This is a genomic window from Acinetobacter sp. YH12254 (genome assembly GCF_013417415.1).
Lineage (GTDB): Bacteria > Pseudomonadota > Gammaproteobacteria > Pseudomonadales > Moraxellaceae > Acinetobacter > Acinetobacter pseudolwoffii.
Genome location: NZ_VPEB01000002.1, coordinates 21,977 through 38,247, shown reverse-complemented (window position 1 = coordinate 38,247; position 16,271 = coordinate 21,977). Strand labels below are relative to the sequence as shown.

Annotated in this window: 17 protein-coding genes; 9 read left to right on the top strand and 8 right to left on the bottom strand. The window is 43.7% G+C overall.

Annotated elements, in window-relative coordinates:
- Positions 1-8 precede the first annotated feature (8 nt).
- Together FTV29_RS01940 and FTV29_RS01935 are read right to left on the bottom strand one after the other, a co-directional pair.
- Positions 9-941, bottom strand: a complete 933-nt coding sequence (locus FTV29_RS01940) for an alpha/beta fold hydrolase (RefSeq protein WP_180040127.1) — start codon at positions 939-941, stop codon at positions 9-11.
- Positions 942-971: 30 nt separating this feature from the next.
- The gene (locus FTV29_RS01935; RefSeq protein ID WP_100329579.1) at positions 972-1,508 is read right to left on the bottom strand and encodes a PadR family transcriptional regulator; all 537 of its coding nucleotides are present in this window, start codon (positions 1,506-1,508) and stop codon (positions 972-974) included.
- A gap of 164 nt (positions 1,509-1,672) precedes the next feature.
- On the opposite strand from FTV29_RS01935, the gene FTV29_RS01930 reads away from it, so the two are divergent.
- The 3 genes from FTV29_RS01930 (at position 1,673) to FTV29_RS01920 (ending at position 5,436) form a co-directional block, all read left to right on the top strand.
- Positions 1,673-3,697 (top strand): NADPH-dependent 2,4-dienoyl-CoA reductase, encoded by a 2,025-nt coding sequence (locus FTV29_RS01930; RefSeq protein ID WP_005097099.1) that lies wholly within the window; start codon positions 1,673-1,675, stop codon positions 3,695-3,697.
- A 146-nt stretch (positions 3,698-3,843) separates the two neighbouring features.
- Positions 3,844-4,254, top strand: coding sequence for a nuclear transport factor 2 family protein (locus tag FTV29_RS01925; RefSeq protein ID WP_005097098.1), 411 nt, complete (start codon positions 3,844-3,846; stop codon positions 4,252-4,254).
- 69 nt (positions 4,255-4,323) lie between these two features.
- Positions 4,324-5,436, top strand: a complete 1,113-nt coding sequence (locus tag FTV29_RS01920; protein ID WP_005097097.1) for a YheT family hydrolase — start codon at positions 4,324-4,326, stop codon at positions 5,434-5,436.
- A gap of 56 nt (positions 5,437-5,492) precedes the next feature.
- Here FTV29_RS01920 and FTV29_RS01915 read toward each other — a convergent pair whose 3' ends face one another.
- The gene (locus tag FTV29_RS01915; RefSeq protein ID WP_005097096.1) at positions 5,493-5,927 is read right to left on the bottom strand and encodes a hypothetical protein; all 435 of its coding nucleotides are present in this window, start codon (positions 5,925-5,927) and stop codon (positions 5,493-5,495) included.
- 226 nt (positions 5,928-6,153) lie between these two features.
- On the opposite strand from FTV29_RS01915, the gene FTV29_RS01910 reads away from it, so the two are divergent.
- The 6 genes from FTV29_RS01910 to rodA all read left to right on the top strand — a co-directional run bounded on the left by FTV29_RS01910 (position 6,154) and on the right by rodA (position 12,365).
- Positions 6,154-7,794, top strand: coding sequence for a CTP synthase (locus FTV29_RS01910; RefSeq protein ID WP_005097095.1), 1,641 nt, complete (start codon positions 6,154-6,156; stop codon positions 7,792-7,794).
- A 31-nt stretch (positions 7,795-7,825) separates the two neighbouring features.
- Positions 7,826-8,683 carry a 3-deoxy-8-phosphooctulonate synthase gene (gene kdsA / locus FTV29_RS01905; protein ID WP_005106657.1) on the top strand — a complete coding sequence of 286 codons (858 nt, stop codon included), beginning with the start codon at positions 7,826-7,828 and terminating at the stop codon, positions 8,681-8,683.
- 59 nt (positions 8,684-8,742) lie between these two features.
- The gene (gene eno / locus FTV29_RS01900) at positions 8,743-10,032 is read left to right on the top strand and encodes a phosphopyruvate hydratase (RefSeq protein WP_005097093.1); all 1,290 of its coding nucleotides are present in this window, start codon (positions 8,743-8,745) and stop codon (positions 10,030-10,032) included.
- Positions 10,033-10,039: 7 nt separating this feature from the next.
- The gene (locus FTV29_RS01895) at positions 10,040-10,432 is read left to right on the top strand and encodes a septum formation initiator family protein (protein ID WP_005097092.1); all 393 of its coding nucleotides are present in this window, start codon (positions 10,040-10,042) and stop codon (positions 10,430-10,432) included.
- Positions 10,401-11,114, top strand: coding sequence for a 2-C-methyl-D-erythritol 4-phosphate cytidylyltransferase (gene ispD / locus FTV29_RS01890; RefSeq protein WP_180074986.1), 714 nt, complete (start codon positions 10,401-10,403; stop codon positions 11,112-11,114). Before FTV29_RS01895 ends, ispD begins: the two co-directional genes overlap by 32 nt.
- A 111-nt stretch (positions 11,115-11,225) precedes the next feature.
- Positions 11,226-12,365, top strand: a complete 1,140-nt coding sequence (gene rodA, locus FTV29_RS01885) for a rod shape-determining protein RodA (protein ID WP_074383200.1) — start codon at positions 11,226-11,228, stop codon at positions 12,363-12,365.
- Between the two features lie 198 nt (positions 12,366-12,563).
- Here rodA and FTV29_RS01880 read toward each other — a convergent pair whose 3' ends face one another.
- The 5 genes from FTV29_RS01880 to cydP are packed head-to-tail and all read right to left on the bottom strand — an operon-like array spanning position 12,564 to position 15,913.
- Positions 12,564-12,866, bottom strand: a complete 303-nt coding sequence (locus FTV29_RS01880) for a cyd operon YbgE family protein (protein WP_005170606.1) — start codon at positions 12,864-12,866, stop codon at positions 12,564-12,566.
- A gap of 3 nt (positions 12,867-12,869) precedes the next feature.
- The gene (cydX, locus tag FTV29_RS01875; RefSeq protein ID WP_004278713.1) at positions 12,870-12,971 is read right to left on the bottom strand and encodes a cytochrome bd-I oxidase subunit CydX; all 102 of its coding nucleotides are present in this window, start codon (positions 12,969-12,971) and stop codon (positions 12,870-12,872) included.
- A 25-nt stretch (positions 12,972-12,996) separates the two neighbouring features.
- A complete protein-coding gene (cydB, locus tag FTV29_RS01870; RefSeq protein ID WP_074383199.1) occupies positions 12,997-14,142 on the bottom strand; it encodes a cytochrome d ubiquinol oxidase subunit II in 1,146 nt (381 codons plus the stop codon).
- Entirely contained in the window at positions 14,139-15,722 is a 1,584-nt protein-coding gene (locus FTV29_RS01865) for a cytochrome ubiquinol oxidase subunit I (RefSeq protein WP_074383198.1), read from the bottom strand. The genes cydB and FTV29_RS01865 overlap by 4 nt, the downstream gene beginning before the upstream one ends.
- Complete coding sequence (cydP, locus tag FTV29_RS01860) at positions 15,722-15,913, bottom strand: cytochrome oxidase putative small subunit CydP (RefSeq protein ID WP_100329574.1); 192 nt, start codon at positions 15,911-15,913, stop codon at positions 15,722-15,724. The genes FTV29_RS01865 and cydP overlap by 1 nt, the downstream gene beginning before the upstream one ends.
- Between the last annotated feature and the right edge of the window lie 358 nt (positions 15,914-16,271).

The following is a 16,271-nucleotide window of genomic DNA, read 5'->3' as shown; positions in this document are numbered from 1 at the left end:
CTGAATATTTAAACTGCTGAAGTACTCGATTGTGAATTCTCTTTCAAGAAGACACCGAGTTCTCTGGAAAATTTTAGCGGTTCAGTCAGCAAGGGCGTATGACCGGATTTTTTAAAAATCACCTGTTTGGCTTGAGGCAGGCTTTCTGCAATCAGACGCTGTCCTTCAAAAGGATAGAGCCGGGATTGCGCGCCGCTAAAGAAAGTCACCGGACATTGAAGTTTGGTTAATGCTTCACGGTAATCTTCTCGATGATACAGATAATTGTTGATATACCAGGCCATGTAGTCCACACGGCTGGATGGCAGTAATAAACTTTGAAAGCGAGGTTGATGCAGTAAAAACTCAAATGCTTTAAGACTATAGGGATGACTGTTTTGCAGCTGGATAAAGCGCAGCCACAATGCGCCAATCTGTTGGCGTACCGTTTGATCTAGATCGCGAATAAATTGAATTTGCGGATGTGCAGCGAGGAGAACAGACAGTTGCTGCAAAATCTCCCTAAATTCGTCATGTTTTGGTCCAAACAGACCAAAAGCCCAAGTATCATCTACCGGTATTTTGGGTGTCTGATCAATATGCAAATAAGCCGTGATCCGTTTAGCGAAATGATCAGAGTGCAGACCATGCATAAGTGTGGTTGCCCCCATAGAGTAGGCAATGACTATGACTCGATCGAACTTGAGCTGATCTACCACTGAGCGCACATCCTGCCAATGACAGTTAATTGCATCCAGATTTGCTGGAATTTTACAGTCTTTGGATGCACCGAAACCACGCCATTCTGGAATAATAAAACGAAACCTGTTTTTATGCGGATATAAAAAGGCCGCCCATTGCCAGCTCAACATGCCCAGACCAGACAACACTAAAACCGGTTGACCCTGACCGTATTCACGTACAAACAGCTGTTCGCCGTCTGGCATGCGATAAAAGGGCATGAATATTCTCCTTATTTTTATCCCGATCGTTTATTTAAACTGTTTGAGTCGCGGAATAACGGTTTCCAGCCAGTGAATCCAGCCAAGTTCTTGATCAATGCCGAGTTGTAAAATCATTTTATGAATATACAGGGTGCGATCATTTTCATCAGCTTGGGCAAAGTCTTTGGCAAAAATTTGCTGATAGGTGTTGAGTTTTTCTTTGTGCAGGACTAAATGCCGTTCCAGTTCCGCTAATGTGTTGTTGCCACCAAGCTGCGCTTCGGCACGTAAGCGTACCATCAATTCTTCGCGCAACTGTGCCGGTGGACTTTGCTGTATCATCCAGTGAGCCAATTCTTCACGACCGGGCAGTTCAACCTGATAGGTTTTTTTACGTGAATGTGCATCTTCTTCTTCGAGTGTTGAAATCCAACCCTGTTTTGACATGGCGTTCAGCTCTCGATAGATTTGCTGGTGGGTCGCATTCCAGAAGAATCCCATTGAGCGGTCAAAGCGCCGCGCCAGTTCTATTCCGGTACTGGGTTTTTCAATCAGGCTGGTCAGTAGCACATGCGATAAAGACATAAACGTCTCAAAAAAATGACTCGGGATTATTATGCAACATGTTGCATAAAAATCAATTCTGATTTATATATTAGTGCAACAAGTTGCATAATTCTGATCGATAAATGCAATATCTGATCAGCTGAATAAAAATAGCCAGCACATCAGCACGCTAAGGAGTTGAAATGTCTAAATATCCGAATTTACTTGCCCCGCTTGATTTAGGGTTTACCACACTCAAAAACCGGGTGCTGATGGGGTCAATGCACGTGGGGCTTGAAGAAGCACCCGGCGGATATGAGCGGATGGCAGCTTTTTATGCAGAGCGTGCCAAAGGTGGCGTGGCCTTAATCGTGACGGGTGGTATTTCACCCAATGATCATGGGGTGACGTTTCAGGGCGGCTCCAAGCTTGACAGTGTCGAAGAAGCTGAAAAGCATAAAGTGATTACCCAAGCGGTGCATGATGCAGGCGGGAAAATTGCCCTGCAAATTTTGCACACGGGCCGTTATTCCTATCAGGCAGAAAATGTTGCACCCTCTCCGATTCAGGCACCCATTAACCCGGTCAAGCCGCATGCCTTGAGTTCAGCTGAGGTTCAGCAAACTATTGATGACTTCGCCAATTGTGCCAAGCTGGCGCAGTATGCCGGTTATGATGGCGTAGAAATTATGGGCTCAGAGGGTTATTTGATTAACGAGTTTATTGCAGCGCGAACCAATCATCGTGATGATGAATGGGGCGGCAGCTATGAAAACCGCATTCGTTTCCCGATCGAGATCGTGCGCCGTACCCGTGAAATGGTCGGTGAAAACTTTATTATTATTTATCGTCTGTCTATGCTGGATCTGGTGGAAGGTGGCTCAACTTTAGATGAAGTAGTACAACTGGCTAAAGCCATTGAAAAAGCCGGTGCCACGATTATCAATACCGGCATCGGCTGGCATGAAGCACGTATTCCGACCATTGCCACCAAGGTTCCTCGTGCAGCCTTTACCTGGGTTACCCGTAAGCTCAAAGGTCTGGTAAAAGTTCCTCTCATTACTTCTAACCGCATCAATACACCTGAGATGGCTGAGTATGTACTGGCTTCTGGTGATGCCGATATGATTTCCATGGCACGTCCAATGCTGGCTGACTCTGAGTTTGTGCTTAAAGCGGAACAGGGTCGCAGCGATGAGATCAATACGTGTATCGGTTGTAATCAGGCCTGTCTGGATCATATCTTCTCGATGAAAATTGCCACCTGTCTGGTCAATCCACGGGCCTGTTATGAAACCGAACTCATCTTCAAAGACGTTGGCGAAGCGAAAAATATTGCCGTGATTGGGGCAGGTCCTGCCGGTTTAAGTTTTGCAGTCTATGCAGCGAATCGTGGTCATCAGGTCACGGTATTTGATGCGGCTGCACAGATTGGGGGACAATTTAATATTGCCAAAACCATTCCGGGCAAGGAAGAATTTTATGAAACCTTGCGCTACTTTAAACGTCAAATCGAGTTGCAGCCACGCATCAAGTTAAAGTTAAATCATACTGCCAGTTTTGCAGAACTTGAAGCGTCAGCATTTGATGAGATTGTCGTGGCAACAGGGGTAACCCCGCGTCAACTGGATATTCCGGGGATTGATCATCCAAAAGTCTTATCTTATCTCGAGGTGTTAAAAGAGCGTAAAGCTGTGGGACAGCGTGTGGCGATTATTGGTGCGGGGGGTATTGGTTTTGATACCGCGGAACTTCTGAGCCATGAAGGGGAAAGTGGCAGTATCAATCCAGAAAAATTCTATGATGAATGGGGCATCGATACCAAATATGATCAGGTCGGTGGTTTAAAAACTCCAGTTCTGGAAAAATCATCCCGTGAAATTTACTTATTGCAACGAAAAGCTGCTTCTGTGGGTTCTAGTCTGGGTAAAACCACGGGCTGGATTCACCGCACAGGGCTTAAACATCGTGACGTGAAAATGATTGCAGGTGCCAGCTATGACAGGATTGATGATCAGGGCTTGCATATCACCGTCAATGATAAGCAAATGGTGTTGGAAGTGGATAATGTCATTATTTGTGCTGGTCAGGAATCTTATACCGCCATGTTTGATGAGTTAAAATCTGCTGGTAAAAGTGTACACCTGATTGGTGGCGCCAAAGAAGCGGGTGAGTTAGATGCTAAACGTGCCATTCGTCAGGGGGCTGAATTGGCAGCGGTGATCTAAAAATATTAAAACCTGCTTTTTTTCCTCTCCTTTATTAAAGGAGAGGATTTATAAGAAAGAATCTCCCTTGTGAAGCAGTACTTCTCACCTTTAATAAAGGGGGAGCGCTCTGTATTTAAAATATCAAAACAAAAAAGGAACCTCAAATGAGCATCGAAACTACAAAAAAATCCATTGATCGTTGGCACGAGATGTTAGCAACCCGCGATATGTCGATCTTGAATGAGTTACTTGCTGAGGATGTTGTATTTCGCTCACCTGTGGCTTTTCATCCTTATCCTGGCAAACAGGTGGTCTTTTTTATTCTGAGCAATGTGATCCAAGTCTTTGAAAACTTCACTTATCACCGTGAATTTATAAGTGAAGATGGTAACAATGTCGTACTTGAGTTTTCTGCTCAGGTAAGCGATAAAAAACTCAAGGGAGTTGACATGATTCAGTTTAATGAAGAAGGTCAGATCATTGATTTTGAAGTGATGATCCGGCCTAAGTCTGGACTTGAAGCCTTAGCGGTACAAATGGGCCAACGGATGCAGTCATTCCAAGTTAAAACTTAATTCGAATTATTGATTCAAGTCGGCATGAAGTTTGTAAATCACAGCTAGTCGAACTAGAGAGGATGACAGATGAAAATGTTGCTTAAAAAATTGGGTCAGCTGTCCAGTGAATATCTGGATCGCTTCAGTGGCGCAGATGAACCGACCCTGTATTACCATCCAAATGGTGTTTTTTCAGGACTCATTGAACGCTTACCGCAGCTGCAACAAAAATATCGTCCTACGCCGTGGTTAGCCAATGCACACGCACATATTCTATATTTGGATCTTATTAAAAAACATACGATTAAACTTAAATATGATGTACTTGAACAGCTAAAAATGTCGGATGGCGGGATTACCGGTATTGCCTGGTATGGGCTGGATTTGCCAGCAAATACACCGACCATTGTCTTATTACATACCATCACCGGCTCTCCAGAGTCGATGCGTGAACTGGTACAGGATCTGCATAAACATACCGGTTGGCGAGTGGCCTTGTGTTTGCGCCGTGGGCATGCAGACCTGCCCATGCCTGTAGCTAAAATGAACCTGTTCGGCTCGACCCAAGATCTACGTGAACAACTGCTGTATATACAGGATAGATTTCCTCAGTCTGAGCTGTATGGGGTCGGATCTTCTGCGGGTACAGGCTTGCTGGTGCGTTATCTCGGAGAAGAGGGATCACAAACACCGTTAAAAGCGGCTTTTGCCTTATGTCCAGGCTATAACACCGAAACCGGATTTGCCCATGTACATCCGTTTTATAGCAAAGTCATGGCCAAAAAACTAATCAAACGCTTTATTCATCCTTATCAGGAAACCTGGCAAATTTATCCTTCCTGGAAGCAATTGCTGGAGGTAAAAGACTTATCGGAGTTTGAACAGCGTTATTATCAACTGGCCGGTTTTTCAGACTATGAGAGTTATAGTAAGGCCACGAATCCAATTTATGTATTTGAAAACATTAAAGTTCCATTAATGATTTTAAATGCGGAAGATGATCCGGTGTGTCATATCCAGAATCTGGAACCTTATAAAGAAAAAATTCGGGCAATGTCGAATATCATGGTGATTACCACCAAAAAAGGCAGTCATTGCGGATTTTATCAAGGTCTGATGCAAACAGAATCGTGGGCTACGCGATTAATGGCAGACTATTTGATGCACTTGTCTCGTAATTCTGCACCGACATCTGCTTAAAAAAGAGTAATAAAAAAACCCAGCAAAAGCTGGGTTTTTTTGATGAATTCTCTTGATTAATCAAGCGCTGGCATCGCTGCTGCAATGGCATCAGCCACAGCGTCTTCTTCAGATTTGTTTGAATCAGAGTTTGATTTAGGCGTTGCTGCAGGTTTTGAAGGCTCTGGAGCTGGATTGTTTTCTGACGGCGTTCTTGTTGGAGCTGGTGTAGCTTCAACAGGTTCAGGCTTCTTCACTTCACGACGAATTTCAGTCGTCGTGTTAGCTGTCTGTTCACGTTGAATTTCCACAGTTGTCTCTGGAACTTCTTCAATTACCGCTTCTTCTACCGGCTCAAGCGGTTCAAATTGTGCTGGTTCAGGCGTTACAACTTCAGGTGCTGGATTAACCTCAACTTGTTCTTCTTCTTTAGGTGCTTCTTTTTTTACACACGCAGTCAAGCTCAGGCCAGTCAGGATTACGGTACAGAGTAAAAATTTCTTCATCATCATTGCATCAAACAGAAAAGTGTGGAGGGGATTACACTATTATAGCAGCAAATTACAAGATAGAAATCATATGAACTTACAGTAATTTTTTATTGGAATTGCTGTTAGAATAGTCAATTGTTTATTGTTCTTTGAATTGATGCGGATTGACTTTGCTTTCTAGGTACAAGGTAAAGTAAAATTGCGCAACATTGCAGGCCGATTTAGGCTCGATTGTACGAGAAACCCAATGACCCATTTTATTTTCGTTACTGGTGGTGTAGTTTCATCACTAGGTAAAGGTATTTCAGCTGCTTCTGTTGCTGCACTTTTAGAAGCTCGTGGTTTAAAAGTGACCATGGTAAAAATGGATCCATACATTAATGTCGATCCAGGGACGATGAGCCCATTCCAACATGGTGAAGTTTTTGTTACAGAAGACGGTGCTGAAACAGACTTAGATTTGGGTTACTACGAACGTTTCTTGCGTCGTGCGAAAATGACCAAACTGAATAACTTCACATCAGGTCGTGTTTACCAAGATGTTCTGAACAAAGAACGCCGTGGTGACTATCTGGGTGGTACTGTGCAAGTTATTCCACACATTACTGACAATATCAAAGAGCGTGTCCTGCGTGCAGGCGAAGGCTATGATGTTGCGATTGTAGAGATCGGCGGTACAGTAGGTGACATTGAATCTCTCCCATTCATGGAATCTGTACGTCAGCTAATGGTTGAACTTGGTCATAAACGTACCATGTTAATGCACTTAACGTTACTCCCATACATTAAGTCTGCAGCAGAATTAAAAACCAAACCAACACAGCACTCTGTTAAAGAACTTCTGTCAATTGGTATTCAGCCAGACATTCTCATCTGCCGTACCGAGTACGATGTAGATGCAGATACTATCCGTAAAATTGCATTATTTACCAACGTTGAAGCACGTGCCGTTGTGGTATGTAAAGATGCACGTTCGATCTATCAGATTCCACGTACTTTCTACGAACAGAATGTTGATGATTTAATCTGCGAACGTTTTGGTTATAACGACCTTCCTGAAGCGGATTTAACCGATTGGGATAACGTGGTAGAAGCATTATTGAACCCAGAATACACCGTTCGTGTAGCGATGGTCGGTAAATATGTAGAACTTCCAGATGCGTATAAATCTGTGAACGAAGCACTTTTACATGCCGGGGTGAAAAACCGCGTTAAAGTCCAAATTGACTATGTCAATGCAGAAGAACTTGAAAGCCAGGACGTGAACGAAGTATTGAAAGATGCCGATGCGATTCTGGTTCCAGGTGGTTTTGGTGAACGTGGTACTGAAGGCAAAATGCAGGCGATTCAATTCGCACGTGAAAACGGTGTACCTTTCCTTGGTATTTGCTTAGGTATGCAGTTGGCTGTAATCGAATATGCACGTAATGTTGTGGGCATTAGCGATGCAACGTCGACTGAATTTAACCGTTCGACCAAATCTCCATTGATTGGCTTGATCACTGAATGGTTAGATGAGCGCGGTGAAGTTCAGCAACGTTCTGCTGACTCTGATTTGGGTGGCACCATGCGTCTAGGGGCTCAAAAATCTGAACTGGTTGCAGGCACAAAAACAGCTGAAATCTATGGTTCTGAAGAAATCATTGAGCGTCACCGTCACCGTTACGAAATGAACAACCGTTATATCCCATTGCTTGAAGAAAAAGGCATGAAGATTTCTGGTTATTCACCGGTACAGCATCTGGTGGAAACAGTTGAAATTCCTCAACATCCTTGGTTTATTGCGGTACAATTCCACCCGGAATTTACCAGCTCACCACGTGAAGGTCATCCATTATTTGCCGGTTTCATTGATGCTGCGAAAAAGCAGTACCAAAAAACTCAATAATCGGTGTGTAGGACACAACTAGGAAGTTTAAATGTCGCAATTAAAACCACAAGAAATTGTACGTTTGGGCGATATACAAATGGCAAATCATTTGCCATTTGTATTATTCGGCGGAATGAATGTACTTGAATCTAAAGACTTGGCTTTTGAGATCGCTGAGACTTATGTCGATATTTGTACACGTTTGGGTATTCCCTATGTGTTCAAGGCCAGCTTTGATAAAGCCAACCGTTCAAGCTTGAACTCGTTCCGTGGCCCAGGCCTCGACAAAGGTCTCGAGTGGTTAGCTGACATTAAAAAACACTTTAATGTGCCAATCATCACTGATGTACACGAGCCGTACCAGGCGGCGCCTGTTGCAGAAGTGGCGGACATTATCCAGCTGCCGGCTTTCTTGAGTCGTCAGACGGATCTGGTGGAAGCCATGGCAAAAACCGATGCCATCATCAACATCAAAAAAGCACAATTCCTTGCACCACACGAAATGCGTCATATTTTGCATAAGTGTCTGGAAGCAGGAAATGACAAACTGATCATTTGTGAGCGTGGTTCAGCATTTGGCTATAACAATCTGGTTGTAGACATGCTGGGCTTCGATATCATGAAAGAAATGAATGTGCCTGTGTTCTTTGATGTGACGCATGCCTTGCAAACTCCAGGTGGCCGTGCCGATTCTGCTGGCGGACGCCGCGCCCAGATTACCACATTGGCGCGTGCAGGTATGGCAACCGGTCTTGCAGGTTTGTTCCTGGAAGCACATCCTGATCCAGAGAAAGCCAAGTGTGATGGCCCATGTGCATTGCGCATGTCTCAACTTGAGCCTTTCTTGGCACAGCTAAAAGAATTGGATACCTTGGTCAAAGGTTTCGAAAAGTTAGATACACACTGAGTTTATCACTCTTGCGCTGCCCTAAAGGCAGCTCATATTAATCAACTGAGGAATAGTTCATGAGCCAAATCGTTGACATTCGTGCACGTGAAATTTTGGACTCTCGTGGTAACCCTACCATCGAAGCAGACGTAATCTTAGCATCTGGCGTAGTTGGCCGTGCATGTGCACCATCTGGTGCTTCAACTGGTTCTCGTGAAGCTTTAGAACTTCGTGATGGCGATAAAGCACGTTACTTAGGTAAAGGTGTTAAAACTGCGGTAAATAATGTAAACACCTTAATCCGTGATGCTTTGCTTGGTAAATCTGTATTCGAACAAAAAGACATCGATAACACGATGATTGCTTTAGACGGTACTGAAAACAAAGAAAAACTGGGTGCAAACGCAACTTTAGCTGTATCTTTGGCTGCTGCACGTGCTGCTGCTGATGAAAAGAAAATTCCTCTTTTTCAATATATTGCAGACCTTCGCAACAACTCGATTTTGACCATGCCTGTACCAATGATGAACATCATCAATGGTGGTTCACATGCAGACAATAACGTTGATATTCAAGAATTCATGATTGAGCCAGTGGGCTTCACTTCATTCTCTGAAGCTTTACGCGCTGGCGCTGAAATCTTCCATTCTTTAAAATCAGTTTTAAACAAAAAAGGTTTAAACACTGCTGTGGGTGATGAAGGTGGTTTCGCACCAAACCTTCGTTCTAACGAAGAAGCAATCACGGTTATTCTTGAAGCAATTGGTCAAACTGGCTACAAAGCAGGTTCTGACATTATGCTGGCGCTGGATTGTGCATCTTCAGAATTCTACAAAAATGGTCAGTACATTCTTGCGGGCGAAGGCAACAAAGCGTTCACCAGCAACCAGTTCTCTGACTATTTGGCTGGCCTTGTAAACCAATACCCAATTATTTCAATTGAAGATGGTTTGGATGAGTCGGATTGGGAAGGCTGGTCTTACCTGACTTCGATTCTTGGCGACAAGATCCAGTTGGTAGGTGATGACCTGTTCGTAACGAATCCTAAAATCCTGCAACGTGGTATCAACGAAAAAGTAGGTAACTCGATCCTGATCAAATATAACCAGATCGGTACCTTGACTGAAACTTTAGATGCGATCTATCTTGCCAAAGAAAATGGTTACTCTACTGTGATTTCACACCGTTCAGGTGAAACTGAAGATTCAACCATTGCGGATCTTGCAGTAGGTACAGCAGCAGGTCAAATCAAAACCGGTTCACTTTGCCGTTCTGACCGTGTAGCGAAATATAATCAGTTACTTCGTATTGAAGAATTGACTAATGCTGCATATCGCGGTAAAGCTGAGTTTAAAGGTTTGAACTAAGCGACTTATGTCAATGTTAAATGTATTCGACTCGACTGCGAGTAAAGTACTGTTGGGCCTTGCGATCATTTTGATCGCAGGGTTTCAATATTTATACTGGTTTGGTGAAGGTGGTTATCATGATCATCAGCAGCTGACCCAGAAAATCCAGCAGCAAATGGAATTGAATGATGAGCTGAAAGAACGTAATCGCGTTCTGGCGGCAGAAGTCTACGATTTAAAGAATGGTATTGAAGCCATCGAAGAACATGCGCGTTTAGATCTTGGCTTGATTAAGCCACGTGAAACTTTTATTCAAATGAGCACGATCAGTACTCAATATAAACCCATCTATCTTAATCCAAATTCTAAAGTAGATCTGCGAACCAATGAGTCACCTGAGCCAACAAATACCCCGTAAATTATGGGTCATTCTTCCTGCTGCAGGTTCAGGTAGCCGTTTTTCTAAAACAGAACTCAAGCAATATCAGATGCTTCAACAACGAACTGTTCTTGAACATACCGTTGCACGTCTGAATCAATTGCCTTTGACTGGTTATGTATTGGCGATTGGTACACAGGACAATGTCGCAAAAACGCTGCCATTTTCCGATCTGGAAAAAGCACATTTTTGTTTGGGCGGCGCAGAGCGAGTGAATTCGGTGCTGAATGCATTAAATTATTTATCTGCAATGGCCTCTGAAGATGACTGGGTCATGGTGCATGATGCGGCACGCCCTTGTGTCAGTCTGGATTGTCTTCAACAGTTGGTCAATACGGCAATTGCACAGGATCGGGCTGCGATTCTGGCGATTCCGGTACGAGATACACTTAAGCGTGTAGTCACCGGTTCTGATATTGAGGAAACGGTGGATCGCTCCATGCTCTGGCAGGCACAAACGCCGCAAATGGCCAAGCTGGGCACATTAAAACGGGCGATTGAACAGGCTTTGCAGGATGGTGCTAACATTACCGATGAAGCCAGCGCACTGGAACATATCGGTGAGCAGGTGAGTGTGGTGCAAGGGCGCTCCGATAATATTAAAATTACCTATCCGGATGATCTGGAACTGGCCAAGCTGATTTTACAAGCTCAGGCTTAAAAATATATTCGATAAAATTTGAATAAAAGCAGAATAAATCTGGCTATAGCGATCTATTCCCTATAGCTTTCACTTATAATTTTGCCATCATTCTTTTTCACCTTTTGGCCAATGATACCTTCACAGCAGTATCGGTTTTTACGTCATTCTTTGCGTGATGGACGTAGTATTAACCCGCAAGATTCCTCCCGGTGGACCAAGTTGCACCTTGATCCCTGGTTGTTGTGCTTTCTGGTTCTCAATGCAATCCTGGGTTTGATGGTGGTGTATAGCGCGACCTCTGAAGATTCCGGGATGGTTGTTCGTCAGGCGATTAGTTTCGGGATTGGTTTTGTGCTGCTGTTTATCTGTGCGCAGATTCCACCGAAAGTCTATCAGGCGATCAGTCCCTACCTGTATGCCTTTGGCATATTCATGCTGCTTTTGGTGTTTGTGATTGGTGAAAAACGCCTGGGTGCAACGCGTTGGATTACTTTGCCTGGTATTGGGAGTATGCAACCGAGTGAGGTAATGAAATTTGCCATGCCTTTGATGATGGCCTGGTATTTTGCACGTAAGCCATTTCCTCCCAAATTTGTACATATTGTCGGTGCATTAATTTTACTGGCTATACCATTTGTTTTGGTTGCACTCCAACCTGACTTGAATATTGGTTTGGTGGTTCCGGGTGTTTTTGTCTTGTTTTTAAGTGGGATGTCGTGGCGTCTGATTGTTGGTGCGGCAGCAGCACTGGCTGTAGCAGCACCGGTTTTATGGATGTTTGTACTACAAGAGTATCAAAAGAAACGTATCACCACGATGTTTGATCCGGAGTCGGATGCATTGGGTGCAGGCTGGAATATCATTCAGTCCAAAATCGCCATTGGTTCAGGTGGTTCCACAGGCAAAGGTTATACTGAAGGGACACAATCGCATTTGGGTTATCTGCCCGAGCATCATACCGACTTTATTATGTCGACCTATGCCGAAGAATTCGGTTTTATTGGTGTGTTTCTGCTATTTAGTTTATTTACTGCGATTATTATTCGTTGTTTGATGATTGGCTTAAACAGTTTTCATAATTTTGGACGTTTATATGCCGGAGCTATTGGACTGACCTTTTTCTTCTTTGTATTTTTAAACTCGGGCATGGTGAGTGGTATCTTACCGGTGACTGGAGACCCATTGCCGCTCATGAGTTATGGCGGAACGGCGGTGATCTCAATGCTCGCAGGTATGGGAATTGTGATGTCGATTCATACCCATCGATAAATTATTCTAAAAGTCGGATGTGTTCCGGTTTTACAAATATTGTTAAGACATGCGGGTAAAGAAAAGTATCTTCATTATATTCATGCTCAATGTGGAAATTGCTTCCAAATGCAGAGTGATATAACCATACAACAAAAAGCAGAAATGGATAAACGATATAAAGAAGCCCTCAATCGAGGGCCTCTTTAGTCTTAAAACTTAACTGAAAAACCAGGTGTAATAGCCCCAGATCATCAAAGGCCAAGCCAAAAATGGACTAAATAGCCATTTCCAGAACCAGTGGCGAGGTACGAAACCGACACCATGTACAAAGCCTCCAGAAATACCAATCATGATATACATCATGGCACTATGGCTATATTCACCGTTGGCATCCAGCATTGCAGAGGGATGAACCAATAACACTGCGGCGAGAGGAAAAGCCAGCAGGCAGGAAATCATCATCGCAAATTTGTTTGGTTTCTTGTCTACAACGGTTTTCTCAAGCGCAGCTTCGGTCATATTTTATTCCTCATCCAGGTCTTGGTGTTGTTCCATATAAATTGCAGCAATCACACTGGCAAAACACGCCATCAGTACACCCAGAATCCAGGCAAAATACCACATAATTTTGTCTCCTTAGTGCACAGCCTTAATACAGGCTGTGTGAATTGTCTTCAATATGTTTGTTGGTAATCACGCCCCACATCTTGTAATAACACCAAGTGGTATAGATCAGGATCAATGGAACAAAAATACAAGCTGCAACTGTCATGACAGTTAAGGTGTTTTTACTGGATACCGCATCCCACATCGTCAGACTGACAGTCGGATTTAAGCTGGATGGCATCAGGAACGGGAACAGGGCAAAACCGGCAGTCAAGATTGCACCGACGACTGCCAGAGAAGAACCCAGGAAGCTCAAGCCAGCCTTGTTTTTACCTGCAGCCAGTACAATGATTAATCCCCCTAGAATGCCGGCAATTGGAGCTGCCATTGTAATTGGATAAGTTGAATAGTTGTTCATCCAGCCCGGATTGGCATTGGTCAGTACTTCTTTTGCTAATGGGTTGGCAACACCATTGGTGTCAAAAGGCATCACCAGGCTATAACCCTGGATGTTTCCAAAATACAACCATGCACCCGCAGCAAGGAAAGTCGCCAAGTAGACCAGACCCATGATTTGTGTCGCTTTGGCAGAACGTTGACGCAGGTCGCCATCAGTACGCAGCATCAGCCATGCACCACCATGTGCGCATAACATCGATAAACTGACCAGACCACACACAATCGCAAATGGATTCAGCAGGGCAAAGAAACTTCCTGTGTAGGTAGAACGTACGGTTTCATCCAGGGTAAAAGGCACACCGAGGAACATATTACCAAACGCTACACCAAAGACTAATGCCGGAACTGCACCACCAATCGCCAAGCCCCAGTCCCAGGAAGTACGCCATTTGGTATTTTCCAGTTTAGAGCGGTAATCGAAGCCGACCGGACGTAAGAATAAGGCAAACAGTACCAGTAATAATGCCCAGTACATGCCAGAGAAGGCTGTTGCATAAACCATTGGCCAGGCAGCAAATAAAGCTCCCCCGGCAGTAATGAACCAGACCTGGTTACCATCCCAATGCGGGGCAATGGTATTGATTGCAGCACGGCGCTCGTTATCATTTTTGCCCACAAATGGCATGATCGCCATAGAGCCCATATCGAAGCCATCGGTGAGGGCGAAGCCAATCAGCAATACGCCGACCAGCACCCACCAAATTATTTTGAGTAATTCATATTCGATCATGCTTGAGTCTCCCCATTTGCCTTTTCTGCTGCAAGCTTTTCAAAGTGGTATTTACCGGTATGCAGGGAACTTGGACCAAGGCGTGAGAATTTGATCATCAGATACATCTCGATAATCAATAACACCGTGTAGAAGGCTGCCAATGCCAGGATTGAACCCCATACATCGCCAGTACTTAAGCTGGAGGCTGAAAGATGAGTTGGTAAGACTTCACCAATCGTCCAAGGCTGACGACCGACTTCTGCTACATACCAGCCAGTTTGTGCAGCCACCCAAGGTAAAGGCAGTGCAAATAAGGCAAATTTTAATAACCAAGGTTTGTTTTCAGCATTGCGTTTCGCAACCGCAAAGGTAGCCAGAACAAAGAGAAGCAGCATCAAGAAGCCAGAACCGACCATGGCACGGAAGGCCCAGAACAGACTTGGTACGTGTGGAATAGTGTCTTTAGCCGCTGCTTTGATTTGCTCATCAGAGGCATCAACAACATTTGGTGTGTATTTTTTCAGCAGCAAGCCATAACCGAGGTCTTTTTGTGATTCATCAAAAGCCGCTTTAAGCTCAGGTGATTTATCTCCTGCACGGAGCAGCTCTAACTGTTCATACGCCACCATACCGTTACGGATCCGCTGTTCGTGCTGAGCAATCAGATCTTTAATTCCAGTCACTTGTTCAGTGGTGGAGCGGGTTGCAATCAGACCCATCACATAAGGAATCTTGATCGCATAGTCAGTGGTTTGGGTTTCTGCATTTGGAATCCCAAATAAGGTGAATGCTGCTGGTGCAGGATGCGTATCCCATTCTGCTTCAATCGCCGCAAGTTTGGTTTTTTGGACATCGCCCAGCTCATAACCTGATTCATCACCCAGTAAAATCACTGAAAGTGTAGACGCAAGCCCGAAGATGGCTGCAATGGCAAAAGAACGGCGTGCAAACGGCAAGTCACGTTTTTTCAGCATGTAATAACTTGAAATGGCCAGTACAAAAATAGCACCTGTGACATAACCTGCAGACACTGTATGTACGAATTTTACCTGAGCAACCGGGTTAAAGATCAGTGCGGCAAAGTCCACCATTTCCATACGCATGGTTTCGTAGTTGAATACAGAACCAACCGGGTTTTGCATCCAGCCATTGGCGATCAGAATCCACAGCGCAGACATGTTCGAACCTAAAGCTACCAGCCAGGTAACTGCCAGATGTTGCACTTTGGACAGGCGATCCCAGCCAAAGAAGAACAAGCCAATAAAGGTCGATTCAAGGAAAAAGGCCATTAAACCTTCAATTGCCAGTGGTGCACCAAAAATATCACCGACATAATGCGAGTAATAAGCCCAGTTGGTTCCGAACTGGAACTCCATGGTCAGGCCTGTGGTTACCCCTAAGGCAAAGTTAATACCAAACAGTTTTCCCCAGAACTTGGTCATGTCTTTATAGATTTCTTTGCCGGAAATCACATAGGTGGTTTCCATAATGGCAAGCAGAAAAGCCAGGCCTAAAGTCAGTGGAACAAAAATAAAGTGATACATCGCGGTCATGGCGAACTGGAACCGCGAGAGATCGACCACGCTTTCAGAAATCATCAACGTGTCTCCTGGATTTGGGAAGGATTGCCGGCGATACGCTCGGCGACTTGGTTATCAAAATTTTTAGGAATCGTAGGCGCATCAAACCAGATATTTTTAATGATCATCAGTAAAATAACCTTGATAATTAAAATAGCGGTTATTTCTCTAACCACTCTCTGGTTTAGATTGTTGGGAACTAAGCTCATTCGACTAAGCCTGTCTGTGACTTGTTGTATATTATTAATCTATTGTAACTAAAAAATAAATAGAAGATACAATTTAAATAAATATATATTTATAAATATTTGAAAATAATAAATATATATTTATATGAGTTAAAATTTATTCTAAATATTTTTTATTATTTTATGTAATTTTATTGTTTTTTTAAATCCGACTAAAATGCTTATATTTATATATTTGAATGTAGATTGTTTTAGTTGGATTAATGCTTTTTAATCTGATTGAAATGCTTGGTTTTAAAATAAAGAATAAAATTAATCAAACTATTTTGGTTGGTTTTATAAGGGTTGAATATCAGTGTCACAATCTTTCTCATCATTT